Origin of the sequence: Bartonella sp. AP4SXKL, assembly GCF_042195845.1 — a bacterium.
GTDB lineage: Bacteria > Pseudomonadota > Alphaproteobacteria > Rhizobiales > Rhizobiaceae > Bartonella.
The window spans coordinates 104540-128800 of the sequence record NZ_JBHIPA010000001.1 but is presented as its reverse complement, the minus strand read 5'-3'; the positions used below and the strand labels follow the sequence as shown (position 1 = coordinate 128800).

Annotated in this window: 24 protein-coding genes; 13 read left to right on the top strand and 11 right to left on the bottom strand. The window is 35.0% G+C overall.

The annotated features are described in order from the left end of the window. Window positions 1-52: 52 nt before the first annotated feature. From ihfB to ACFIMI_RS00515, 7 genes are all read left to right on the top strand, one after another. Entirely contained in the window at window positions 53-331 is a 279-nt protein-coding gene (gene ihfB, locus ACFIMI_RS00545) for an integration host factor subunit beta (RefSeq protein WP_273790186.1), read from the top strand. 7 nt (window positions 332-338) lie between these two features. Beyond that, entirely contained in the window at window positions 339-635 is a 297-nt protein-coding gene (locus ACFIMI_RS00540) for a lipopolysaccharide assembly protein LapA domain-containing protein (protein WP_375681783.1), read from the top strand. Window positions 636-809: 174 nt separating this feature from the next. Continuing rightward, window positions 810-1742: a class I SAM-dependent methyltransferase gene (locus ACFIMI_RS00535; RefSeq protein ID WP_375611350.1), complete on the top strand. Its 933-nt coding sequence runs from the start codon at window positions 810-812 to the stop codon at window positions 1740-1742. Between the two features lie 2 nt (window positions 1743-1744). Then, window positions 1745-2599, top strand: a complete 855-nt coding sequence (locus tag ACFIMI_RS00530) for a TrmH family RNA methyltransferase (protein WP_375668167.1) — start codon at window positions 1745-1747, stop codon at window positions 2597-2599. Further along, window positions 2589-3092 (top strand): signal peptidase II, encoded by a 504-nt coding sequence (gene lspA, locus ACFIMI_RS00525; RefSeq protein WP_375611348.1) that lies wholly within the window; start codon window positions 2589-2591, stop codon window positions 3090-3092. The genes ACFIMI_RS00530 and lspA overlap by 11 nt, the downstream gene beginning before the upstream one ends. Window positions 3093-4211: 1119 nt before the next feature. Next, window positions 4212-4985 (top strand): Bax inhibitor-1/YccA family protein, encoded by a 774-nt coding sequence (locus ACFIMI_RS00520; RefSeq protein ID WP_375611347.1) that lies wholly within the window; start codon window positions 4212-4214, stop codon window positions 4983-4985. A 112-nt stretch (window positions 4986-5097) separates the two neighbouring features. Continuing rightward, window positions 5098-5961 carry an endonuclease/exonuclease/phosphatase family protein gene (locus ACFIMI_RS00515; protein WP_375612773.1) on the top strand — a complete coding sequence of 288 codons (864 nt, stop codon included), beginning with the start codon at window positions 5098-5100 and terminating at the stop codon, window positions 5959-5961. A 5-nt stretch (window positions 5962-5966) separates the two neighbouring features. Here ACFIMI_RS00515 and polA read toward each other — a convergent pair whose 3' ends face one another. From polA to ACFIMI_RS00485, 6 genes are all read right to left on the bottom strand, one after another. Then, window positions 5967-8894, bottom strand: coding sequence for a DNA polymerase I (gene polA / locus ACFIMI_RS00510; protein WP_375638144.1), 2928 nt, complete (start codon window positions 8892-8894; stop codon window positions 5967-5969). Window positions 8895-9193: 299 nt separating this feature from the next. Then, a complete protein-coding gene (gene dnaQ / locus ACFIMI_RS00505; RefSeq protein ID WP_375629128.1) occupies window positions 9194-9901 on the bottom strand; it encodes a DNA polymerase III subunit epsilon in 708 nt (235 codons plus the stop codon). 4 nt (window positions 9902-9905) lie between these two features. Continuing rightward, complete coding sequence (gene coaE / locus ACFIMI_RS00500; protein WP_375612770.1) at window positions 9906-10493, bottom strand: dephospho-CoA kinase; 588 nt, start codon at window positions 10491-10493, stop codon at window positions 9906-9908. Next, on the bottom strand, window positions 10490-11362 hold the full coding sequence (locus ACFIMI_RS00495) for a shikimate dehydrogenase (protein WP_375629126.1): 873 nt from the start codon (window positions 11360-11362) through the stop codon (window positions 10490-10492). The genes coaE and ACFIMI_RS00495 overlap by 4 nt, the downstream gene beginning before the upstream one ends. Beyond that, a complete protein-coding gene (locus tag ACFIMI_RS00490) occupies window positions 11355-11951 on the bottom strand; it encodes a Maf family nucleotide pyrophosphatase (protein ID WP_375611343.1) in 597 nt (198 codons plus the stop codon). Before ACFIMI_RS00490 ends, ACFIMI_RS00495 begins: the two co-directional genes overlap by 8 nt. After that, entirely contained in the window at window positions 11948-12787 is an 840-nt protein-coding gene (locus ACFIMI_RS00485) for a pyruvate, water dikinase regulatory protein (RefSeq protein ID WP_375612767.1), read from the bottom strand. The genes ACFIMI_RS00490 and ACFIMI_RS00485 overlap by 4 nt, the downstream gene beginning before the upstream one ends. 552 nt (window positions 12788-13339) lie before the next feature. On the opposite strand from ACFIMI_RS00485, the gene rho reads away from it, so the two are divergent. The 6 genes from rho to ACFIMI_RS00455 all read left to right on the top strand — a co-directional run bounded on the left by rho (window position 13340) and on the right by ACFIMI_RS00455 (window position 20308). Next, window positions 13340-14605 carry a transcription termination factor Rho gene (gene rho / locus ACFIMI_RS00480; RefSeq protein WP_015857121.1) on the top strand — a complete coding sequence of 422 codons (1266 nt, stop codon included), beginning with the start codon at window positions 13340-13342 and terminating at the stop codon, window positions 14603-14605. Between the two features lie 31 nt (window positions 14606-14636). Then, a complete protein-coding gene (mnmE, locus tag ACFIMI_RS00475) occupies window positions 14637-15944 on the top strand; it encodes a tRNA uridine-5-carboxymethylaminomethyl(34) synthesis GTPase MnmE (RefSeq protein WP_375688776.1) in 1308 nt (435 codons plus the stop codon). Window positions 15945-16050: 106 nt separating this feature from the next. Beyond that, window positions 16051-17919, top strand: coding sequence for a tRNA uridine-5-carboxymethylaminomethyl(34) synthesis enzyme MnmG (gene mnmG, locus ACFIMI_RS00470; RefSeq protein WP_375639846.1), 1869 nt, complete (start codon window positions 16051-16053; stop codon window positions 17917-17919). After that, window positions 17919-18566 carry a 16S rRNA (guanine(527)-N(7))-methyltransferase RsmG gene (gene rsmG / locus ACFIMI_RS00465; protein WP_375611339.1) on the top strand — a complete coding sequence of 216 codons (648 nt, stop codon included), beginning with the start codon at window positions 17919-17921 and terminating at the stop codon, window positions 18564-18566. Before mnmG ends, rsmG begins: the two co-directional genes overlap by 1 nt. Window positions 18567-18572: 6 nt before the next feature. Then, on the top strand, window positions 18573-19370 hold the full coding sequence (locus ACFIMI_RS00460) for a ParA family protein (RefSeq protein WP_273790170.1): 798 nt from the start codon (window positions 18573-18575) through the stop codon (window positions 19368-19370). A gap of 41 nt (window positions 19371-19411) precedes the next feature. Next, entirely contained in the window at window positions 19412-20308 is an 897-nt protein-coding gene (locus ACFIMI_RS00455) for a ParB/RepB/Spo0J family partition protein (protein WP_375612765.1), read from the top strand. Window positions 20309-20331: 23 nt separating this feature from the next. Here ACFIMI_RS00455 and ACFIMI_RS00450 read toward each other — a convergent pair whose 3' ends face one another. From ACFIMI_RS00450 to ftsY, 5 genes are all read right to left on the bottom strand, one after another. Continuing rightward, window positions 20332-20799, bottom strand: a complete 468-nt coding sequence (locus ACFIMI_RS00450) for a hypothetical protein (protein WP_375612764.1) — start codon at window positions 20797-20799, stop codon at window positions 20332-20334. Window positions 20800-20994: 195 nt separating this feature from the next. Continuing rightward, window positions 20995-21492: a hypothetical protein gene (locus ACFIMI_RS00445; protein ID WP_375612763.1), complete on the bottom strand. Its 498-nt coding sequence runs from the start codon at window positions 21490-21492 to the stop codon at window positions 20995-20997. Window positions 21493-21494: 2 nt separating this feature from the next. Next, window positions 21495-22256, bottom strand: a complete 762-nt coding sequence (gloB, locus tag ACFIMI_RS00440) for a hydroxyacylglutathione hydrolase (protein WP_375612762.1) — start codon at window positions 22254-22256, stop codon at window positions 21495-21497. Between the two features lie 62 nt (window positions 22257-22318). Then, a complete protein-coding gene (locus ACFIMI_RS00435) occupies window positions 22319-23005 on the bottom strand; it encodes a septation protein A (RefSeq protein ID WP_375639861.1) in 687 nt (228 codons plus the stop codon). Continuing rightward, a complete protein-coding gene (ftsY, locus tag ACFIMI_RS00430) occupies window positions 23002-24255 on the bottom strand; it encodes a signal recognition particle-docking protein FtsY (RefSeq protein WP_375612760.1) in 1254 nt (417 codons plus the stop codon). The genes ACFIMI_RS00435 and ftsY overlap by 4 nt, the downstream gene beginning before the upstream one ends. Window positions 24256-24261: the final 6 nt, after the last annotated feature.

Sequence of the window (24261 nt, the reverse complement as noted above, 5' to 3'; positions counted from 1 at the left end):
TATGCATGGAGTGCACAATTACAAAATTTTTTTGTGTGAAAGTGAGGCTATTGTGGTAAAATCAGAGCTTGTACAAATTATCGCTCGTCATAACCCGCATCTTTTTCAACGGGATGTGGAGAATATTGTAAACGCTATTTTTGAGGAAATTGCAACAGCACTTGCAAATGGCAATCGCGTTGAACTTCGTGGATTTGGAGCTTTTTCTGTAAAAAGCCGTTCAGCCCGTAATGGACGTAATCCACGAACAGGTGAAGCCGTTTCTGTTGAAGAAAAGTGGATTCCTTTTTTTAAAACTGGCAAGGATTTACGCGACCGTCTTAATCAGTGAGAAACTTATGATAATTAAACGTATTCTTCTAACAAGTATCGGTGTGATTCTCGCAGCGGTTTTGATTGTTTTTATCGTGGCTAATCGTCAAATGGTTCCGTTAACCCTTGATCCTTTTCGAGCAAATCCTGAAAGTTTTACTTATCATGCTCCCCTCTTTATATGGCTCTTTATTTTCTTTAGTTTTGGTATTTTATTAGGAAATCTGATCAGTTGGTTTTCCTATCACAAATACAAAAAAGCTCTCAAAAAAAGTAAAGCCGAGATTGAAAAATTGAAAACATCTATCACAAATTTGGTGTAATGGTATTTAAATGAAATCTTTTCTCTCTGTATTCTATATTCAGTACAGAGTTAAAAGTGCTCTTTTTCTTTTTTTTATACATTGTTTTAATTGACTTTAGCTTTTTTGCACTTTTACGAAACATTTAAGAGCTTTATAATATATTTTTATACCTCATATACCGTGATACAAAACATGCCTGCACAATGCTTTCAATTCTCCCATAACAATAGATATCCGCAGGAAAAGCTGCCCCTTATTTTAGAAACGGGTATAAGCGAAAACTATGCTCTCATTGATTCTGGTCATGGACAAAAATTAGAACGTTATGGAGCTTACCGCATTATTCGACCAGAAGGTCAAGCACTATGGAAACCCGCTTTACCACAAAAACAATGGGCTGATGTTGATGCTATTTTCACAGGAAACCTTGATGAAGAAGGGGTTGGGCGTTGGCATTTTCCTAAAAAGCCACTTGATGAAACATGGGTTCTTGCTTGGAATGGATTGTCTTTTCTAGGCCGTTTTACTTCCTTTCGTCATGTGGGGGTTTTTCCTGAACAAGATGCCCATTGGCGCTCTATGGAAGAACAAATTGTTAAAGCCGAACGCCCTATAAAATTGTTGAATCTTTTTGGCTATACAGGTATTGCCTCTTTGATTGGAGCACGAGCGGGTGCGAATGTTACCCATGTTGATGCTTCTAAAAAAGCCATTGCGTGGGCAAAAGCTAATCAAGAAAGAGCAGGATTACCAGATCATTCTATTCGCTGGATTTGCGATGATGCTATGAAATTTGTCGAGCGTGAACTGCGTCGTAAAAAAAGCTATGATATGATTCTTCTTGATCCCCCTGCTTATGGGCGTGGACCCCATGGTGAAATTTGGCAACTGTTTGATCATTTACCCGCCATGATCACAAATTGTCGTAAACTTCTCTCTGATAAACCGCTCTCTGTTGTCCTTACAGCTTATTCTATTCGTGCTTCCTTCTTTGCACTTCATGCTTTAATGCGTGATGCATTTGTAAATCTTGGTGGTACGGTCGAATCAGGAGAACTCATTTTGCGTGAAGAAGTTGCAGGACGTGCTCTTTCTACTTCTCTTTTTAGCCGTTGGATTGCTTGAATATGTGTAGACCCAAAACTGGTAGAGTGAAAGAAATTACCTCTCTTAGCAACCCCATCATAAAAAATCTTAAAGCACTTAGCCAAAAGAAAAACCGTAATAGAGAAGGTCTTTTCATGGCAGAAGGATTGAAATTGGTCATTGATGCTCTCAATCTTGGCTGGACAATACAGACGCTTATTTTTTCTAAAAGTGAAATCGGTAATGCTACTATCGAAAATACTGCCGCACGTGCTGTAGCCAACGGTGGTTTTGTTATTAAAGCCTCACAAAAGGTTATGGAATCACTTACCCGACGCGATAATCCACAAACAGTTATTGGTATTTTCAAGCAAAAATGGCACTCTTTTGAAATGATAAAAGGGCAGATTAAAGATGTTTACATCGCGCTTGATCGTGTACGTGATCCTGGAAACCTTGGTACCATTATTCGAACCGCTGATGCTGTAGGTGCTAAAGGTGTTATTTTAATTGGCGAGACAACAGACCCTTTCTCGCCTGAAACAGTCCGTGCAACCATGGGATCTATTTTCTCTGTACCACTTTATCGTTTTGATGAAAACGGCTTTTTAAACTGGTCTTCTCACTTTAAAGGCATGATCGTTGGCACGCATCTCAAAGGATCTCTGGATTATCGGACACTTGATTTCAAAAATGGTCCTGTTATCCTTTTAATGGGGAATGAAAAACAGGGATTATCAGATCTTCTTACGAATCGGTGTGATAAACTTACGCGTATTCCACAAAGCGGACGAGCAGACTCGCTTAATCTAGCTGTAGCAACAGCTGTTATGCTTTATGAAATCCGTCGCCCCTATTTAATACTGGAACCATGTGAGGAAAAACATGATTCGTAAATCACTCCCTTTTCTTCTCTTGGGCTTGGCTTTTACAGTAGTACTTGATCAAGCTGTCAAATACTGGGTTATGCACAATATGCCTTTAGGAACAGAAATTTCGCTTATTCCTTTTCTTTCCCTTTATCATGTGCGCAATTCTGGCATTGCATTTTCGTTTTTTTCTTCCTTTTCTCAGTGGGGAATCATCGCCATCACGATCATTGTGATTATCTTTCTTCTATGGTTATGGAAAAATACTGAATATAATAAGTCTTTAATGCGCTTTGGCCTTATTCTTATTATTGGGGGAGCCATCGGCAATCTCATTGATCGTATTCGCTTTCATCATGTCACTGATTACATACTTTTTCATATTGATGATATTTTTTATTTTGCTATTTTCAACCTTGCAGATAGTTTTATCACTCTCGGTGTTATTGCCATCCTTATTGAAGAATTGCGTACTTGGATGAAAGCAAGGCGTCATTCCAATAGTACATCTTCTCACTGATATGTTCAGTGCCTTAGAAAACAGAGATTATTGACCGTCACAAGTCTGATTACGCATTGATTTCTCTTAATCAATTCTTGTTGCTCGTCATTTCACGTGTTTCTCTTCATGGGACTATAAAATCTTACTTTCTTTTCAACTTTACATTTCTACACTTAGTTAGTGCAAAAGAAATGAACTCAAATAGAATCAATATTTTTTATCCATGTGTCCTACATCACAATTTTTGAGGAGACATTTCACAGCATTTGAAGTTCTGTTTATTTGATTTGAACAATTGATTTTCGTACGTTTTTTAGTTTTTACAGATATCGATTTTACAGAGCCTTTCTTAAGTGCTTCGTTTAAAAACTCTCCTTTTTTATTTTATATATTGTTTAATAAAAAACATTTTCTCAACTATTTTCAATGGTGTCTTGTTAAAGCAACATATTGATTATAAATATAAATTACCGTTTTTTATATTGAATAAAAGCCCTTACTATCCTAAATCTCTTTTATTTGGAATCTGTTCATGTTGAATCCATTAAAACCATGTCTCTTGCAAGACACAAGTCAATAATCTTGATTGATTTAATATGAACAGATTTTCAACCAGAGAATCTTGCGATATTCGGAGTATCATTTAGCATTCAAAAAGACAATTTATCATTATACATCAATATATTATATAAAAATCCAATTCAATAGCTCTTATAAACGTGCAAAACAGATGCAATATTAGAGGTTGAAAATAGTGTGATGATACTTGCCGCTCTTCTCATAAACGCAAAAATAGTGAATATTTTATAAGGGATTGTATTACATAGTTTTTGTGAAAATAGAAAAAATTTTGAGTGTAGTCTTTTTATCTTGCAAAAATATGGCAAAAAATGGGAATATTTTTTATTAAAATGAACTATTTCCTTACCAATTTGTAAGGTTCCTTCTTCATATAAATCTCTTGTAATTTTTAAATAAATCTCCATAATAAGAGCATATATGCTGGAATTCTGTCAGTGATTCTTAAGGGTTTTTGTATTTGCCCAATTAAGGCTTATACCAAGCTTATCTGTGTAATGACAGAGACACCTTTAAAGCCCTATACCTGACAGAACATATGCTAAAGGATTTTATATTATGGCTAATTTTAAAGATTTACGTTCGGCACCTGCTTCTCATGCCGATGCATCAATTGATCAGGGATTACGCGACTATATGTTGGGTGTCTACAATGCAATGGCCATTGGTTTGCTTATTACAGCTGCTGCCGCTTATGCAATTGTATCATTAGCAACGACAACAGATATGAGCCAAGCAGCAGCTCAAATCAATAGCAGTGTTTATCTAACACCATTTGGAGTAACATTTTATACATCGCCATTCTCTTATATTGTTATGTTTGCACCACTCATAGCAGTCTTATTTCTCAGTTTTAAAATTAATACATTGAGCACAAATGCTGCTCGTAGTCTCTTTTTTGGTTATGCTGCTCTGGTTGGTCTTTCACTGTCTTCAATCGTTTTGCGCTATACGACAGAAAGTGTTGTGCAAACCTTTGTCATTTCCGCCGCAACTTTTGGAGCTCTTTCACTTTATGGATACACAACAAAGCGTGATCTCACAGCAATCGGTTCATTCTTATTCATTGGATTGATCGGCTTGTTGCTTTCCATGATTGTGAACATTTTTCTTGGATCAAGCGCTTTGCAGTTTGCTATCTCTGTGATTGGTGTTTTTATCTTTGCTGGTTTAACAGCCTACGATACCCAGAGCATTAAGTTGATGTATTATGAAGGAGATGAAAGCGATACCAGAGGACGTAAAGTTATTATGGGCGCGCTGAATCTTTATCTTGATTTCATCAATATGTTTGTCTTCTTGCTACAGTTTCTTGGCTCAAACCGTGATTGATTGCAAAAATCATTACTTAATTAAAGAACCTTGTTTCTAAAAGAAACAAGGTTCTTTTGTTTTTAGTGTAAATCTTTACCCTCTGCTTCTTAGAAACTATTCTTTTCGCAAAATGACAAAAATCCCTTATAAGCAAAAATTCCCTTGGTTTACCGGTTTTATCCAACAAAAACTCCATAGCTCCTTTTTAAATACAATTCACAGCCGCTCTCATCATCAATCAAACATCGTCAATCAAAATAGTAATTATGATCTGACCGTTGCTTCCTATAATGTGCATAAATGTGTAGGTGTTGATAAAGTTTTTAATCCTACAAGAATTGTCCGTGTTATTACTGAATTACAAGTTGATATCCTTGCTCTTCAAGAAGCAGATAAACGTTTTGGGGAACGCATCGGTTTGATTAATCTTCAGCTATTAAAAGCTGAAACCGGTTTGATTCCTGTACCTCTTAATACTATGTCACCTCATGGCCATGGTTGGCATGGGAATGCTCTTTTTTTGCGAAAGGGATATGTACGTGATACTTTACAAGTCACTCTTCCTAGTATTGAACCACGTGGGGCTGTAATTGTAGAGTTGGAAATGGCAGCAGGCCCTATTCGTATTATTGCGGCTCATTTTGGCTTATTACGTTACTCTCGTAAACAACAAACAAAAATGCTCCTTGAAATTTTCCAAAAACGCCCCCTTATGCCTACACTCCTCATAGGAGATTTTAATGAATGGCGAATGGGAAAAGGCTCATCTTTAAATCATTTTTCTCCCTATTTTGATAGCACTTTTGAAGTTGTACCAAGCTTTCCCTCTCGTTTTCCTTTGTTAGCCCTTGATAGAGTTTTTTCTTTTCCCCACCAATTGGTAACAAGTATTGAAAATCATTATTCACCACTTGCACGCATTGCTTCAGATCATTTGCCTATCAAAGCCTATCTTAATCTTTCCAACGCAATCAATATTCTTAAAAATAAATAAAAAAATTAATGTGCCTCATCCCAATTTTGAGCCGTCATAACTTTTACTTCAAGCGGTACAGATAAAGATAGAACCGGTATTGTAGCATTTTCCATAACATTTTTAACAACAGTCATGGTTTTTTTACTTTCTTCTTCTGGTACTTCAAAAATCAGTTCATCATGAACTTGCAGCAACATTTTTGCTGATAGTTTTTCTGCTTTTAAAGCATCTTCCATATGTATCATAGCGCGGCGAATAATATCGGCCGCAGAACCTTGAATTGGAGCATTGATAGCTGCCCGCTCATTAAGAGAACGAATTTTTACATTCTTTGCTTTTATTTCTGGATAATGGATACGACGTCCAAAAATTGTTTCTACATAACCATTTTCACGTGCAAAGATTTTGGTCTTCTCCATATAATCTTTAATTCCTGGAAATCTTTCAAAATACAGTTGAATATAACGACCCGCTTCTTGGCGTGAAATTCCCAATTGATTGGCTAATCCAAAAGCTGAAATACCATAAATAATACCAAAATTAATCGCTTTTGCACGCCGTCGTATATCTGAATGCATTCCTTCTATCGCAACACCAAACATTTGTGATGCCGTTATAGCGTGAATATCATGCCCTTTAGCAAAAGCTTCTTTTAATGCTTTTATATCCGCAATATGTGCAAGAATGCGCAACTCAATCTGACTATAATCAGCAGAAAGTAACACATGTCCTTTGGGAGCAATAAAAGCTGTTCGAATTTTACGTCCTTCAGCAGTTCGCACTGGAATATTTTGCAAATTTGGCTCTGATGATGATAACCGACCAGTTGATGTTATTGCCAAAGAATAATTCGTGTGAACTCGCCCTGTTTTTGAAAAAATATAAGAAGGCAAGGCATCTGTATAGGTAGATTTTAGCTTTGAAAGTTGACGCCACTCAATAATTTTACGCGGTAAAATATGACCTTCAGCAGCCAACTCTTCTAAGGTCTGTGCAGAAGTTGACCATTGTCCACCCTTTGTTTTAGCGCCTCCAGGCAATCCCATTTTGCCAAAAAGGATATCCCCTAATTGCTTTGGCGAAGCAAGATTAAACTTTTCATCAGCTTGTTTGTAAATTTCCTCTTCTAGAATCAAAGCAGCTTGTGCCAACTCTCCTGAAAGACGCAATAAAATCTGCCGATCAATAAGAATCCCCCGTTCTTCCATTCTTGCAAGAACTTCTACAAGAGGTCTATCAAGACGCTCATAAATTTTTGTCATTCCACGAGCAACAAGTTGCGGTTTCAATACTTGCCAAAGACGTAGCTTTATATCAGCATCTTCCGCCGCATAAAGGGTTGCTTGTTTTAAATCTACTTGTGCAAAAGAAGTAATTTTTTTCCCGTTATGCGTTAAATCTTTATAGGCAATTGGTTTATGCTCAAGCCAACGTTCAGACAAATCATCCATATTATGGGTTAACATTCCAGCATCAAAAGCATATGATAAAAGCATGGTGTCGTCAAAAGAGCTTATCATAATGTCGTATTGCTTCATCACCAACCAATCATATTTTATATTATGACCAATTTTTAACACCGCTGAATCTTCTAATATCGGTTTTAAAAGTGCTAAAGCTTTTCGAGCCCCAATCTGTGAAGCAATGCGCCCGCCCCTCAAAAGGTCCTCTTCTCCTTCATCAAAATGTTCAAGAGGTATATAAGCTGCTTTTTCCGGCTGTAATGCGAGTGAAAAACCAACAAGCTTTGCTTGCATCGGATCAAGAGATGTTGTTTTAGTATCAAAAGCGAAAAAACCCTGCTCTTGTGCTTGTGATAACCAGTCTTTTAAAATTTCCTCATCAAGAATTGTTGTATAAGCATCTCTTGTAATTTTTTGAGTCAGCGCTTGATCTTTACGTTCTTGTGCAAAAACTTGTGGAGAATTTTCAGAAAAATTATGAAGGGATGCGCGCTCAGTATTCTTGATATCAGAATCATGCCTGATATCAGAATCATTCCTGGGGCTTAGTTTTTCCCATTCAACATTTATATCAAGTGCGTCAATAACAGCTGCATCGCATGTTGTTGCCTCTGCCACGCGACGCGTTAATGTTGAAAACTCCATCGCTTTCAAAAAAGCAATTAAACGTGGACCATCTTGTGGCTCCAAAATAAAATCATCTAAATCATTATCTATAGGAACATCTGTTTTAAGCCTGACAAGTTCACGAGATATTTTAACTTGTTCTCTATAAGCTTGAATGTTTTCACGTCGTTTTGTTTGTTTAATTTCTGTTACGTTTTGCAATAGAAGATCAAGAGAACCAAATTCATTTAACAACTGAGCTGCAGTTTTTGGACCAATGCCTGGAATACCCGGTACATTATCCGTTGAATCTCCAATTAATGCTTGTAAATCAATCATTTTTTCAGGCGCAACACCCCATTTTTCTATAACTTCTGAGATACCTATATGCTTATCTTTCATTCCATCATACAAAGATACATGCGTATTTACGAGTTGCATAAGATCCTTATCGGAAGAAATAATGGTTGTTTTTGCCCCAACCTTTGTTGCCAACTTTGCATAGGTAGCAATTAAATCATCCGCTTCAAAGCCTTCCTTTTCAATACAAGGCAAATTAAAAGCCTTCGTTGCTTGGCGTATTAGCGCGAATTGAGGAATTAGATCTTCAGGAGGTTCAACGCGATTCGCTTTATATTCAGGATAAATTTGTTTACGAAAAGTATCAGATGAATAATCAAAAATAACAGCAAAATGTGTTGGAACAACACCCGTAGCTGTATTACGAGCATCACAAAGTAATTTCCATAACATATTGCAAAAACCAGCTACTGCTCCTACAGGAAGTCCATCCTTTTTACGTTTTAAAGGCGGCAAAGCATAATAAGCACGAAAAATATAGCCTGATCCGTCAACCAAAAAAAGATGATCTGTTGCTTTCATGACAATTTTTTCTCCATTTCAGCTAAAAAAGCAAATTACCCTTATATATTTTTTCACTTTGCCTCTAAAAAGCCATTTTTTCTCTTCATAAGACGTGAAGTCGTTGCACTTTATATTAAGTACCTAGAGCTTTTCTTTGCTGTTACAGGATTAATAGCTTTCATTTTGCTCCTCCTATGATAGCTGAGGTACGATGTAGCGACAGGGTCGTTGTGGTGTTCCCCTCCCCACAACGACCGTTTTTTTTGACATCGATATTCTTTAATTTCAATCGTGACTCTTTTAGATAAAAGATGATGTTATTCATGAATTTTGAAGTTATTCCACAGAGCTTTTTCACCCATTTTGTAGATAAAATCAGCGTGTAACTTTTTTTCTTGCATACTCAATCTCGAAGGTAAAGCCTGCGGGCGAATTTTAACGGCATAAGATGTATCTTTATCGTTCTGGATATGTTCATCAATACCCCTTCTGTTATCAAAACCCAATACACCTTGCTTTCCACCGATGAGCTCAATATAAACATCGGCTAGAATCTCTGCATCAAGCAAAGCACCATGAAGAACACGATGGCTGTTATCAATTCCAAAACGTTTGCATAAAATATCAAGAGAATTAGGACCCATAGGAAATTTACGCCGCGCCATAGCCAATGTATCAAGAATATTATCAACACTGATAAGCGGTTTGTTGACGCGTTTTAATTCTGCATTAATAAAACCAATATCAAAACTCGCATTATGCGCAATCATTGTCGCGTCTTTGATAAATTCCAAAAATTCATCAACAATATCACTAAAACTTTTCTCGTTTTTCAAGCGTTCATTGGTTAATCCGTGAATTGCTACAACTTCATCAGGAATAATAACGCCTTCAGGGTTTAAATAAACATGAAATTGGCGTCCTGTGAGATAACGATCAACCATTTCTACACAACCAATTTCGATTATGCGATCTTTCTCTTTATCTAAACCTGTTGTTTCTGTATCAAAAATAATTTCACGCATAATTTTAATTCTTTAGCAATTTTTTTATCACATCAAAAACCTGTTGACGTGTATTCTCTAAATCTTTCCCTGTATCAATAATAAAATCAGCGCGTTCTCGTTTTTTTTCATCTGGCATTTGTTGAGCGTTGATAAAGGCAAATTTTTTCTCATTCATACCTTGGCGAATCATTACACGTTCTTTTTGTATTTCTGGTGGAGCAGAAACAACAATAACGCTATCCACACGACTTTCACCATTTTTTTCAAACAGAAGTGGAATATCAAGAATAACTAATTTTTTCCCTTGTTCACGCGCTATATCAATAAATTCCCTTTCTTTTTCTTGCACCAAAGGATGAATTATTTTTTCTAATGTTTGTAATTTTTCTTTATCATCAATCAAAATTTCAGAAAGTTTCAAACGGTTAACTTCTCCGTTTTCAACCACACCAGGAAAAATACGCTCTATGAATGACAAAGCTGGCTCACTTTTATAAAGCTGTTGTACTGCTTCATCAGCACTAAAAACAGAAATACCCGCTTGCTTGAAAAAATCAGCAACTGTTGATTTTCCCATAGCAATTGATCCCGTTAATCCTATGATCTTCATTCTCTTTTTTCACTCATATCCTCTAAAATAGCTGTCCGTAACGCTTTTGTTACCTGTGGTCTTATTCCGAACCACTGTTCAAACCCTATAACAGCCTGATGTAGAAGCATCCCAAGTCCATCAACCGTCTTGAGATCACAAGCCTTTGCCTGTTGTAAAAAAGGAGTTATCAATGGTGTATAAATAATATCTGTTACTAATGCCGTTTTTTTTGCTTTATGAAAATCGCAAAAAAAAGAATCACTTTTTTCTTCTGGACTTTTTATGCCAATAGAGGTTGTATTAACAATCAAATCAGCTTGATGAAGTATTTCATGGATTTTATGCCAATCGTAAACTTTAATGATTTTTCCAAAATGCTGAGCTAAATTATCAGCACGTTGTTTTGTACGGTTAATTAAATAAATCTGTTCAAATCCGCGTCTTTTTAAGGCATATATGATAGCGCGTGCGGCACCACCTGCTCCAAAAACAAGAGCTGTTTCCCCTCCCCAATCAGATACAAAATCATCAAGATTAGCGCTAAAACCATAGGCATCACTATTCGTGGCACAAAGCTTATCTCCTTCATACCAAAGTGTATTAACAGCACCAATCATTGTTGCTCTCTCATCTTTATAATCTGCTAAACGAAAAGCTTCCTGTTTATAAGGCAAAGTAACATTTCCTCCACAAAAGCCTATTTTTTGTAAAGACGCAATAAAATGACTGAACTCTTCAGATGTTACTTCTTGTGCAAGATATTCTCCTTGTAAACCATATTGTTTAAGCCAAAAATTGTGAATTCTTGGCGATTTTGAATGATGAATTGGAGAACCAACAACAAAAGCACGCGGATAATTTGTTTTTTTTATTGTTAAGTCAACCATCAATAATTCCTAAGTGGCGCAGTTTTATGAGTAGAGGCAGCAAAGGTAAACCAACAATGGTAAAAAAATCTCCTTCAATTTTTTCAAAGAGATGAATTCCTTCTCCTTCAATTTGATATACTCCCACGCTGTTTAAAACATCTTTTCCTACGCGTGCTAAATAACGTTCAATAAATTCTGATGAGAGTAAACGGACGGACATATGTGCACTAAAAGCTTCAACCCAAATTTTTTGACCATTTTTAAATAAAGCTACCGCACTATGAAGAGAATGGGTTTTTCCTGATAATTCACATAAACGTTGATGTGCTTCTTTAATATTTGTTGCTTTGTGAAAAACTTGACCTTCAAAATCAAGAACTTGATCACAACCAATAACGAAAGCATCAGGAAAACGGTCTGAAACATTTTTTGCTTTTGCGCTCGCAAGAAAACAGCTGAGTTCTTTAGGTGTTTTTTCTTTTGCTTTTTTTTCTACTTCTCTTTCATCAAAAGAAGCTCCTTCAATGGAAAAATTTAAGCCTGCTTTTTTTAATAATTTTGCACGATAAAAACTAAGAGATGCTAATATTAAAGTATCTGCGTTCATGAGAATTTTCTCTCATTTCCTTCACGAAATCGTGATAACAGTTCAAATATTGCAGCAGCAGTTTCTTCAATAGAACGTCTTGTGACATCAATAATAGGCCAACCAAAACGTTCGCAAATGCGTTTTGCATGGATTAATTCTTCAGCTATGTTGATACGATTAGTATAATTATCAAGAGCAAAACCTTCTCCTAAATCTCTATTTTGACGAATATGTGAGATTCTTTCAGCTGAAGCAATTAAACCAATAATTAAAGAATTTTTTACCTCTAAAAGAGATTCTGGCAAATCAATTCCTGGAATAAGAGGAACATTAGCCGTTTTGATTCCGCGATTTGCTAAATAGATGCTTGTTGGTGTTTTAGAGGTTCTTGAAATTCCCACAAGGATCACATCTGCTTCGGATAAGCTACTGGAAGACTGTCCATCATCATGCTCTATTGTAAAATCCAGTGCCTCAATACGGCGAAAATAATCTGCATTAAGATCATGTTGTGCGCTCGCACGTAAATGTGTTGGCATTCCAAGGTAAGACTGAAAAGCATTTAAAACAGGATGCAATATATCAATACAGGGAACTTCTATTTTTTTGCATTTTTTTTGAAGGAGTAGTTTAAGTTCTTCATCAATCATTGTGTAAAGAACAATACCTGGCTCTTGTTGTATTTCATCAAGAGCTTTCTGTAACTGTATTCTATTACGAATCATAGGATAGATATGCTCTGTTGCCTGAATCATTGCATATTGCGATGCTACAGCTCTTCCAACAGAAATTAATGTTTCTCCTGTTGCATCAGAAAGCATGTGTAAATGAAAGAATTTTTTTTCTTTTGTCACAAAAATTTTAACTCCTTGTTAAGACATGTGTATATATACTCACCGTTTTTTATAAAACTAAAATTTATGAAAAATTCTCCTTTTTTATGCACAAATTAAATGCTTGTGATAATTTAATCCCTCTTATAAAAAAAGAGGGGATAATATCTTTAAGATAGTGATATTTTTATTCTTTTTTCAGTTCCTTTTGTGGATAAAATTGAGGATAAATAATAATCCACACTAAACACAGTTATAAATAAGAATAATCCTTTCTTTAATATAAATTTATTAATATAAATTTCTGTAAAAAATACTTTTGAATAGCATTTCATTAATGCTATAATCCTAACTCACATTTTTGTTATTAAAATAATTAAATACTATTTGGATTTTATATTTTTTCAAGTTTTTCATATAATTACTTAATATTACAGGAACAAATTTCATATAAATGGTACTTGCAGATTAAAAAAATTGAGTGTAGGATATTTTTTCTTAATAATATTTCACTCATAAATTTCCATAAATTATTTAGAACAATCTTCTCCTTAATTACAAAGAGCATATTTCATGCAAAAAATGAAACTACAAGAACTTAAAAGCAAAAATCCCGTTGAGCTTGTTTCTTTTGCTGAAACATTAGAAGTTGAAAATGCCTCCCTTATGCGCAAACAAGAATTAATGTTTGCTATCTTGAAAAAACTTGCTCTACAAGACGTTGAAATTATAGGAGAAGGTGTTGTTGAAGTTTTACAAGACGGATTTGGATTTTTGAGATCTGCTGATGCTAATTATCTTCCTGGTCCTGATGATATTTATCTTTCACCTGCACAAATACAGTCGTTTTCTTTAAAAACAGGCGATACAATTGAAGGTCCCATACGCAGTCCAAAAGAGGGAGAACGTTATTTTGCTCTCCTTAAAATTAATACAATTAATTTCGAAAAACCTGAAAAGATTCGTTATAAAATCCACTTTGATAATCTTACTCCTCTTTATTCAAATGAACGTTTCCAAATGGAAATACAAGATCCTACAGAGAAAGATATGTCATCACGCGTGATTGATTTGATATCTCCATTGGGAAAAGGACAAAGAGGGTTAATTGTAGCTCCTCCTCGGACGGGAAAAACAGTTTTACTTCAAAATATTGCTCATTCTATTACCACTAATCATCCTGAATGTTATCTCATTGTTCTTTTAATTGATGAACGACCAGAAGAAGTTACTGATATGCAGCGTTCAGTAAAAGGAGAAGTGGTTTCTTCTACTTTTGATGAACCTGCAATACGTCACGTACAAGTGGCAGAAATGGTCATTGAAAAAGCCAAACGTCTCGTTGAATATGGGCGTGATGTTGTTATTCTTCTCGATTCTATTACACGTCTTGGGCGTGCATATAATACAGTTGTTCCTTCTTCAGGTAAAGTTTTAACAGGTGGTGTGGATGCAAATGCCCTCCAGCGTCCAAAGCGTTTTTTTGGTGCAGCACGTAATATTGAAGAAGGCGGATCTTTAACCATTATTGCAACGGCTTTGATTGATACAGGAAGTCGTATGGATGAGGTTATTTTTGAAGAATTTAAAGGAACAGGTAATTCGGAAATTGTTCTTGATCGAAAAGTTGCTGATAAACGTATTTTCCCTGCTATGGATATTTTAAAGTCAGGAACGCGTAAGGAAGAACTTCTGGTAGAACGACAAGATTTACACAAAATTTTTGTTCTTCGTCGTATTTTAGCATCTATGAATGTAACAGATGCAATTGAATTTTTGATTGATAAATTAAAGCAAACAAAAAATAATAGTGAATTTTTTGATTCAATGAATACGTAGAGTCATTAAAGTTTTTATTAGGATAAAACCTGTGGATACAATCTTTGCTGTTTCGAGTGGATTGTTACCTTCAGGGGTTGCAGTCATTCGGCTTTCTGGTCCTCATGTTGTGGATATAGTTAAAACGCTTTGTGGTCGTTTACCTAAAGCACGTTTTATGCATTATGGAAATCTTACTGCTCGTGATGGTAGTTTTTTAGATTCTGGTTTAACTGTTTTTTTTCCTGCTCCTCATAGTTTTACGGGGGAAGATTGTGCAGAATTCCATTTACATGGAGGAAAAGCAGTCGTTAATCGTTTTCTCGATGAATTGTCGACATTTTCTGGATGCCGTATTGCAGAAGCAGGTGAATTTTCACGTCGTGCTTTTATGGAAGGAAAATTAGATCTTGTTCAAGCAGAAGGTCTTGCTGATTTAATAGAAGCAGAAACGGAAAGCCAACGGCGTTTAGCTGTTATGGGTACAAGTGGACATTTAACGACGCTTTATCGTGATTGGCGTCATAAGCTTATGAAGGCGCGTGCTTTTATTGAGGCAGAACTTGATTTTGTTGATGAAGCAGATATTCCCAACGCAATATCTGATAAAGTTTGGAAAGATGTTCAGGATCTTTGTACTTCTATTCGGGAATATATTACTGAAGGAGAACGTGCGAGTATTTTACGTGATGGATTAAAAATTGTTATTGCTGGTGCTCCAAATTCTGGAAAATCAAGCATTATGAATCGTCTTTCAGGAAGATCTGTTGCTATTGTAACGGAAGAAGCAGGAACAACCCGTGATGCTTTAGAAATGAGAATTATTCTTGGTGGTTTACCTGTTTTTTTAACCGATACTGCTGGTTTTAGAAAAACAGAAAATAAAATAGAACAGATGGGAATAGAAATTGCTAAACAGCATGTTAGGGAAGCTGATTTGGTTATTTTGGTTTATGATATAGGAAATCCTAAGCAAGTTGATTTACCAGAAACATCGGCTGAAATATGGTGTGTTGGCAATAAGCTTGATCTTTATGAAAAAAATGATCAGCGTTGGTCTATACAATTTTCCGCATTAACTGGTTTAAATTTTGATTATTTTATAAAAGAACTTGAATTATTTTGTCATCATCGTGCTTCTGAAATTGGAAATATTGTTCCAGCACGTAAAAGGCAACTTCAATTATTAAAGGAGGCTGTTAAAGAGATTGAATTTTCTCTTAATTATCATTCTCTTGATCTCAGTTTACGTGCAGAACATCTCCGTTGTGCAAGTGATTTTCTTGGGAAAATTACAGGAGATATTGATGTTGAAGATTTGCTTGATATTATTTTTTCAGAATTTTGTGTTGGTAAATAATGATTCACGTGAAACATTGATTATTTCATAGACAGATTATAAAGATTATGTAATTTATATCCTGTTTCACGTGAAACCTTAGAATATTTTCTACGGAATGAATTAAATGCAATCATATGATGTTGTTATTGTTGGTGGTGGTCATGCTGGCTGTGAAGCGGCTTCAGCTTCAGCACGTGTAGGAGCCAAAACAGCGCTTGTTACACATAAAATATCAGCACTGGGAACAATGTCGTGTAATCCTGCTATTGGTGGACTTGGAAAAGGGCATCTAGTTCGTGAAATAGATGCGTTAGATGGTCTTATGGGAAGAGCAGCAGATGCTGCTGGAATTCAGTTTAGACTACTTAATAGACGTAAAGGACCGGCAGTAAGAGGACCACGAACACAGGCAGATAGACAACTTTATAAAAAAGCAATTCAAAAATTATTAAAAGAACAAGAAAATCTTACTCTTATTGAGGATGAAGTTATTGATCTGGTTGTTAAAGATAATTGTGTATCAGGTGTTATTTTAAAAAAACAAGGAACAATTTTTTCTGGTGCTGTTGTTTTAACAACAGGTACGTTTTTAAATGGCTTTATTCATATTGGTAATAAAACATGGGCTGCTGGTCGTATGGGAGATCAGTCAAGTGTAAAACTTGCTGAACATTTGAAAAAATATCATATAAAACTTGGACGATTAAAAACAGGAACCCCTGCTCGTTTGAGTAAAAAAACAATTGCTTGGGAAGCTCTCCAAAAACAACAAGCAGATGAAAATCCCATACCCTTTTCTCTTTTAACAGAGAAAATTGAACAACCACAAATTGAATGTGCAATAACACGTACAAATGAGAAAACACATCAAATTATTCGCGAGAATATTTATCGCTCTGCTTTATATTCTGGAAATATTGAAGGGTTAGGACCACGTTATTGTCCTTCTGTTGAAGATAAAATTGTTAAATTTGGAGAACGTGATGGACATCAGATCTTTCTGGAACCAGAAGGATTAAATGATGATACTGTTTATCCAAATGGTCTTTCTACTTCTCTTCCTGAAGATGTACAAATTTCTCTATTGAAAACCATTGAAGGATTGGAAAATGCTATAGTTTTGCAACCTGGTTATGCTATTGAATATGATTTTGTTAATCCACAACAATTAACGAGAAACTTAGAATTACGTTCTTTACCGGGTTTGTTCTTAGCAGGCCAAATTAATGGTACAACAGGATATGAAGAAGCAGCAGCACAAGGACTTTTAGCTGGATTAAATGCTGCACGTAAAGTAGGTAAATTAGATGAAATACTTATAAGTCGTTCTACTGCTTATATTGGTGTTATGATTGATGATTTGGTTTCACGTGGTGTTTGTGAACCTTATAGGATGTTTACATCACGTGCTGAATTTCGTTTATCTTTACGATCTGATAATGCTGATACGCGTTTAACACCTTTGGCACAAAAATGGGGTATTGTGAGTAAAATACGTTGGGAATGTTATCAGAAAAAACAACAACGGCTTGATCAAGCACGATCAATATGTCAAAATCTTTTTTTAACACCCAATGAAGCTTCTGCTCATGGATTACATGTTAATCATGATGGAATTCGGCGTTCGGCTTATGATTTTCTTGCTTATCCTCATATGACCTTAGAGCGTCTTTCAGATTTTTGGCCACAATTAAAAACAATTGATTCTAAAACAGCAGAATCTTTAGAAATTGAAGCACAATATGCGGTTTATTTAGATAAACAAGCACAAGATATTGCCTCTCTTCAGAGAGATGAGCGTTTAGAAATTCCTTCTTCTCTCGATGTTCAGGCAATTTCAGGTCTTTCAAATGAACTTAAATCAAAAATTCAAGAAGTGTCGCCGCGTTCAATTGCTGATGCACAAAAAATTGATGGCATGACACCCGCCGCGTTATCGCTTATTATTACACATATTCAACGTCAACGACGTGAAAAGGCTAAAACAGCTTAATGAATTTTTCTACAGAAAAAAAATATCAACAATTATTAAATATTGTTCCTTCTGTTTCACGTGAAACGATGGAAAATTTAATTCAGTTTGAGTCTTTAATACTTCAGTGGAATGCACATATTAATTTGATATCTGCTACAACTATACCAGATCTATGGACACGACATATTCTAGATTCAGCACAAATTTTTCCTTTGTATGCTCATTCTTTACATTGGTGTGATTTAGGATCAGGAGGAGGTTTTCCTGCAATTGTGATTGCTATCTTTTTGAAAGAAAAAAAAGCAGGACATATTAATCTTGTTGAAAGTAATGGGAAAAAAGTTGCTTTTTTGCGAACAGTTATTGCTCAACTTAATCTTCCAGCAACGGTTTATCACGCTAGAATTGAAGATATATATCAAAAAATTCCCATATCTGATATTATAACAGCACGGGGATTAGCGCCGCTTGATACTCTTTTACAACTCATTTTTCCTTTATTAACAGAAAAAACAATAGCTCTTTTGCAAAAAGGTCGGGATTACGCTACAGAAATAAAAAATGCCTCTGCCAATTGGCACTTTGATCTGTTAAAACATAAAAGTAAAGTTGATGAAAATTCTGTTATTTTGGAAATTTCTCATATTCGATCATATAGAGGGTAGAGCAAAATGAGCGAAACACGAATTATCGCTATTGCAAACCAAAAGGGTGGAGTCGGAAAAACAACCACAGCAATTAATCTTGCTACAGCTTTAGCGGCTATTGGTGAAAATGTCCTTATTATGGATGTTGATCCACAAGGTAATGCTAGTACAGGTTTAGGGATTGATCGTAATAGCCGTCCTTTATCTTCTTATGATGTTTTGGTTTCGGGCGTTTCAATTACGCAGGCGGCTTTAAAAACAGCCGTACCCAATCTTTATATAGTTCCTTCTACACTTGATCTCTTAGGTGTGGAAATGGAAATTTCTTCATCAAAAGATCGCATACAACGCTTACGTAAAGCTCTCTATGATGATCCGGAAATGGAAAAAAAATTCAATTATATTTTAATTGATTGTCCTCCCTCCCTTAATCTTTTAACACTTAATGCTATGGGGGCTGCCGATTCTGTTTTAGTGCCTATGCAGTGTGAATTTTTAGCACTTGAAGGTTTAAGTCAATTACTTGAAACAGTAAAACAAGTGCGATCCGTACTTAATCCATCTTTAGAGATCCAAGGTATTGTTTTAACAATGTATGATGGACGTAATAACCTTTCAAATCAAGTTGTTGAAGATGTACGCTCTTTTATGGGAGATAAAGTTTATCGTACTGTTATTCCACGAAATGTAAGAGTATCAGAAGCGCCTTCTTTTGGCAAACCTGTATTGCTTTATGATCTTAAATGTGCTGGGAGCCAAGCTTATTTGCGTCTAGCATCAGAAATGATTCAACGTGAAAAACAAGCACGTGCTGCTGCTTAAAAATGTAAAATTTTTTGTAAGAAAACTCAAAGAGCAAAATTATGAACGATGATCTATCAAAAAAAAGACTAGGACGTGGATTAGCGGCATTGATTGGAGATATCAATTTAAACAACAATATTGCACGTTCATCAAGCTTTGATAAATTAAATGAATCCGGTAGTCTTTCTGAGCGATTTATTTCTATTGAATCTATTTCATGTAATCCTCACAATCCTCGGCGTCATTTTACTGAAACAGAGCTTGATAATTTGACACAATCAATTCGTCAACACGGTGTGGTTCAACCGGTTATTGTGAGGCCTTTAAGAGATCATCCTCATCGGTTTGAATTGATTGCGGGTGAACGGCGCTGGCGTGCAGCACAACGTGCAAATTTAAGTCAATTACCCGTTATTATTCGTGATGTGGACGATAAAACGGCTTTGGAATTGGCAATTATTGAAAATGTTCAACGTGCAGATCTTAATCCTATCGAAGAAGCAAAGGGATATGAGATGCTTCTAAATGAACATGATTATACGCAAGTAGATTTAGCGCAAGTTATAGGAAAAAGTCGTAGTCATGTTGCAAATACGCTTCGTTTGTTAAAACTTCCAGAAAAAGTACAACAATTCTTAACTGATGGACAACTTTCTGCAGGTCATGCACGTTGTCTTATAACCGTTGATGATCCACAAAATTTAGCTGAGAAAATTATTCGTGAAGGGCTTTCAGTACGTCAAACAGAAATACTTGCATATGAGCAAGCTAATCCTAAAACTAAAAAGCGTACCAATACGGAGAAAGATGCTGAAACAAAATCTTTAGAAAAATTACTTGCAGATGTGATAGGAATGAAAGTTATTATTCGACATGGTAAAAAAGGTGGAGATTTAAAAATACATTACTCTTCATTAGAACAATTAGATGAAATTTGTCGGCGTTTACAAAGTTAATCAATTGTTCTAAAAAGATTTTTTTAACAGTTATCTTTTAAAATTTTTATTATTCTATACATATGCTCTTTAGCAAATTCTATATTTCTTGCAGGTAAAGAGTTTTTTTCATAAGTAGAATTTTCTTCATCAGTAAGTACATACAATGTCGCTTGAAGTGCTAGGTGAGCAACAACAAAATCTTTCGGTGTTATATTATTTTCTTTTAAAATATTTACAAGTTTTGGATTATTAAAAATATAGGAAGCGTCTTTTTCAATATTATCATCATAAGTACTGAGATCACTTTTTGTATTTTTTTGTTCTGGTTCTGAAGATAAATTTCTACATTCTGCTTTGATTTTTTCCAGCTTTAAAAGAATATCTTCTGTTAAGGGATAATTTGCAATGAAAGGCGGTATAAAAGAAGGATCATCTATTTCTTGTTTTTTTTCTTGAGCGTATGATACAAAAGGAAAAATGAAGAAAAAACACAATAGAAGTTTAAACATGACAAAAATTATCCTTTCTTTTTTGAATTTCAATAAATATTTTTCCGTCTGTTATTCTTTATTTTTAGAAAAACATTTGTAAATATAATCAAAATAAAAACAATTATTAGGAATGGTAAAAACACGGTGATTTTTTAATGCACGTACTTTTTTATTAGATTAATGGGATGATATTTTTTAATGTCTCATAGCTGATTAGTTGCTCAAAATGAGTTTTTCACAGCTATTTAAAAGAATTGTTGCTTTGTAAAAATGTTTTTTAACAAATTCAAGATTGTTTAGAAATATAGTATTTTTCTCAGTAGAATATTCCTTTTCAGGTACAAATATGAGAAGCGCTGATATTTCTTTAAGTGCTAAGGTTCCCGCAGCAAAATCTTTCGGTGTTATATTATTTTCTTTTAAAATATTCACAAGTTTTGGTTTACTAGAAATATAGGTAGTGTAGTTTTCAATACTAGAGTGGATACTAGAATCATAAGTTATAAGATTATTTTTTGTTTCTGGAAGTAAGTTTTTACATTCTTTTTCAATTTTTTCCAGCTTTAAAAGAAAATCTTCCGTTAAGGGATAATTTGCAATGAGAGGTGCTATAAGAGAAGAATTATCTGTTTCCTTTTCCTCTGCCATTGTTTGTTGAATATGTATCACGAAAAGAAAAAGCAGGAACAAACGTAATACGAACTTACGCATGGTTAAAAATTGTCCTTTCTTCTTCGAACTTCAGCAAAAACTTCTTCATCTGTTTTTTCTTCCATTACAAGGTTCTTTCGCAATACACTATCATCCCAGCGGAGAAAGGGATTTGTGGCTTTTTCTTGCCCTAAGGTTACTGGTAAAGTCATAGCGTTTTTTGCACGTAGCAAAAAAACTTCCTCTATTCTTTGGTGGAGTTTTTTATTATGTGGGTCAATTGTTAGTGCGAAAAGAGCGTTATTTTTTGTATATTCGTGTCCACAATAGAGAAGTGTTTCATCAGGAAGTTTACGAAGTTTTTTTAAAGAATTCAGCATTTGTGCTGGTTTTCCTTCGAAAAGACGTCCACAGCCCAATGAAAAAAGTGTATCTCCAGCAAAGAGTAAATTCTTTTCAGGAAAATAGTAAGATAATGCGCCTAGAGTATGACCAGGTGTTGAAAGAGCTAAAAGAAGGTGTGAGCCAAAAGAAAAACTTTCATCAGGTTGAAGTGTTTTATCAAGATGATTGATCTTTTCTTTTTCTGCTTCTGGTCCGATAACCGTAGCGTTGTAAACTTGTTTTAATTCTGATAGGGCTTCTACATGGTCGTGATGATGATGAGTTACAAAAATAGTGTTAAGTGTCCAATTGTGGCGCTTTAAGGCATTGTGAATCGCTTTGCTTTCAGGAGCATCTATTGCAGCTGTCATACCACTTTTTTCATCATGAAGGAGTACACCGAAATTGTCTTCTCGACAAATAAACTGTTCAATCAACATATTTTTTCTCCCGAACAGTGTTTGGCGATGAATCTATAAAATAATCGGTAGTGATGATTTTTTTAAGAATCAGATTTGTCCTCTTCTGTAAAAAGTCCTTTTGAATGTTTTATAATTATAGGCATTTGGGTAAGCATGAAAAGGACTGTTATAGGCATGACGCCAAATACTTTGAAACTTGTCCAGAAATTATCGCTAAAATTACGCCAAATTATTTCATTCAAAATGGCAAGAAAAATGAAAAAAAACGCCCAACGATAGGTAAGTTTTTGCCAACCTAAATCATCAAGTTTTAAGGTAGAATCAAGAGCATAACGTAAAAGTGGTTTTTTAAAAAACATCCCTCCAAAAAGTATAAAAGCAAATAAGCTATTAATGATTGTTGGTTTCATTTTTATGAAAGTTTCATTATGAAGCCAGAGAGTTAGAAAGCCAAAAACTAAAACAAATATTCCTGAAATAAGAGGCATAATAGGAATTTGTCTTGCAAGGATCCATGATAAGCTTAGGGAAATAATAATAGCCACCATAAAAATAGCTGTTGCAGGGAAAATAGGCTTACTAAAATTTTGAAAAAATCCAATGTTTTTTATCAGCCATTCTCCCTTATAATTGGCAAAAAAGAAGGCAACCAATGGACCCATTTCCAAAAGAAATTTAAGTGTTGGTGAGAGAGAATTTTTTTTATTGTTATTCATCTTTTTTTCAGAATTATTGTGTAAATTAAGATTAGATAAAGGCTGTTTCATGCGTGTTTTCCTGCAATAGTTTCGGCAAAGTCAGAAGCAGAAAAGGGTTGAAGGTCTTCAATATCTTCTCCTATACCGATAAAATAAACGGGTAATTTATATTTTGCTGCGATAGCGACAAGAATTCCTCCTCGTGCAGTCCCATCTAGCTTTGTCATAACTAAACCATTAACACCAGCAATATCACGGAAAATGTCCACTTGGTTGAGTGCATTTTGTCCGGTTGTTGCATCAAGAGTTTGAAGGATTGTGTGGGGTGCTTGAGGGGTGTGTTTTTTTAAAACACGAATAATTTTTGCCAACTCATCCATTAATTCAGATTTATTTTGTAAACGCCCTGCTGTATCAATAATTAATACATCACTGTTTGTTTTTTTTGCTTTTTCATAAGCATCAAATGCTAAGCTGGCGGCATCTGCACCCAATTTTGTCGAAATAACAGGAGAATTGGTACGTTCACCCCAAATGTGTAGTTGCTCAATAGCAGCGGCTCGGAAAGTATCACCTGCTGCCAGCATAACTTTTAATCCCCCTTCTGTTAATTTGGCTGAAAGTTTTCCAATAGTTGTCGTTTTTCCAGTGCCATTTACACCTACCAGCAAAATAACATGAGGTTTATGGCTGAGATCAAGTTCTAATGGTATTGCAACAGGTTCCAGAACTTTTTTGACCTCATCAGCTACAATAGTATGAATATCATTTGGGGAGAGGTTTTTTCCGTAACGACTGGAAGCTAAAGTATTTGTGATGCGTGTTGCTGTCTCTACACCTATGTCAGCTTGGATAAGAATATCTTCGAGCTCTTGCAGTGTATCTTCATCAAGTTTTCTTTTAACAAAGAGATCGCCAATTGATCCGCTTAGGCGTTGTGAAGAAAGGGATAGGCCTTTTTTAAGGCGCCCAAACCACGCTGTCTTTTTTTGTTCAACAGAAGGTTCAGATAAAATTTCTTCATTCTTTTTTTCACGGATGTTGTCTGTGACAATAATTTTACCAGAAAAGGGAATTTTATCAGAATGGGATTCTAGAAATGGAGATTTTTCATCATATTTTGTAAGTATTGACTCTGGATTTTTTGTTTGTTCTTCTTTTTCTGTGTTTATAGAGATTTGATTATTTTTTGTCTTTTCATTTTTGTCTTTATTTTCTTCTATTATATCGCTTTTATCAGGAATAGAAATCTGTTGTTCAATTTCTTGCTCTTGAGATTTGTTAAAAGAGAATATTTTTTTTATAAAAGATTTAGTCATAAGAAT

Bases quoted from the DNA above. Each gene is read 5' to 3' on its own strand.
- coaE (WP_375612770.1), bottom strand. From the start codon at position 10,493: ATGAAGATCATAGGATTAACGGGATCAATTGCTATGGGAAAATCAACA.
- polA (WP_375638144.1), bottom strand. From the start codon at position 8,894: ATGAAAGCAACAGATCATCTTTTTTTGGTTGACGGATCAGGCTATATT.
- ACFIMI_RS00460 (WP_273790170.1), top strand. From the start codon at position 18,573: ATGAGCGAAACACGAATTATCGCTATTGCAAACCAAAAGGGTGGAGTC.
- ACFIMI_RS00520 (WP_375611347.1), top strand. From the start codon at position 4,212: ATGGCTAATTTTAAAGATTTACGTTCGGCACCTGCTTCTCATGCCGAT.
- mnmG (WP_375639846.1), top strand. From the start codon at position 16,051: ATGCAATCATATGATGTTGTTATTGTTGGTGGTGGTCATGCTGGCTGT.
- ACFIMI_RS00515 (WP_375612773.1), top strand. From the start codon at position 5,098: ATGACAAAAATCCCTTATAAGCAAAAATTCCCTTGGTTTACCGGTTTT.
- ACFIMI_RS00450 (WP_375612764.1), bottom strand. From the start codon at position 20,799: ATGTTTAAACTTCTATTGTGTTTTTTCTTCATTTTTCCTTTTGTATCA.
- ACFIMI_RS00535 (WP_375611350.1), top strand. From the start codon at position 810: ATGCCTGCACAATGCTTTCAATTCTCCCATAACAATAGATATCCGCAG.
- ACFIMI_RS00490 (WP_375611343.1), bottom strand. From the start codon at position 11,951: ATGAACGCAGATACTTTAATATTAGCATCTCTTAGTTTTTATCGTGCA.
- ACFIMI_RS00445 (WP_375612763.1), bottom strand. From the start codon at position 21,492: ATGCGTAAGTTCGTATTACGTTTGTTCCTGCTTTTTCTTTTCGTGATA.
- ftsY (WP_375612760.1), bottom strand. From the start codon at position 24,255: ATGACTAAATCTTTTATAAAAAAAATATTCTCTTTTAACAAATCTCAA.
- gloB (WP_375612762.1), bottom strand. From the start codon at position 22,256: ATGTTGATTGAACAGTTTATTTGTCGAGAAGACAATTTCGGTGTACTC.
- rho (WP_015857121.1), top strand. From the start codon at position 13,340: ATGCAAAAAATGAAACTACAAGAACTTAAAAGCAAAAATCCCGTTGAG.
- ACFIMI_RS00455 (WP_375612765.1), top strand. From the start codon at position 19,412: ATGAACGATGATCTATCAAAAAAAAGACTAGGACGTGGATTAGCGGCA.
- dnaQ (WP_375629128.1), bottom strand. From the start codon at position 9,901: ATGCGTGAAATTATTTTTGATACAGAAACAACAGGTTTAGATAAAGAG.
- lspA (WP_375611348.1), top strand. From the start codon at position 2,589: ATGATTCGTAAATCACTCCCTTTTCTTCTCTTGGGCTTGGCTTTTACA.
- rsmG (WP_375611339.1), top strand. From the start codon at position 17,919: ATGAATTTTTCTACAGAAAAAAAATATCAACAATTATTAAATATTGTT.
- ACFIMI_RS00435 (WP_375639861.1), bottom strand. From the start codon at position 23,005: ATGAAACAGCCTTTATCTAATCTTAATTTACACAATAATTCTGAAAAA.
- ACFIMI_RS00530 (WP_375668167.1), top strand. From the start codon at position 1,745: ATGTGTAGACCCAAAACTGGTAGAGTGAAAGAAATTACCTCTCTTAGC.
- ACFIMI_RS00540 (WP_375681783.1), top strand. From the start codon at position 339: ATGATAATTAAACGTATTCTTCTAACAAGTATCGGTGTGATTCTCGCA.
- ACFIMI_RS00495 (WP_375629126.1), bottom strand. From the start codon at position 11,362: ATGGTTGACTTAACAATAAAAAAAACAAATTATCCGCGTGCTTTTGTT.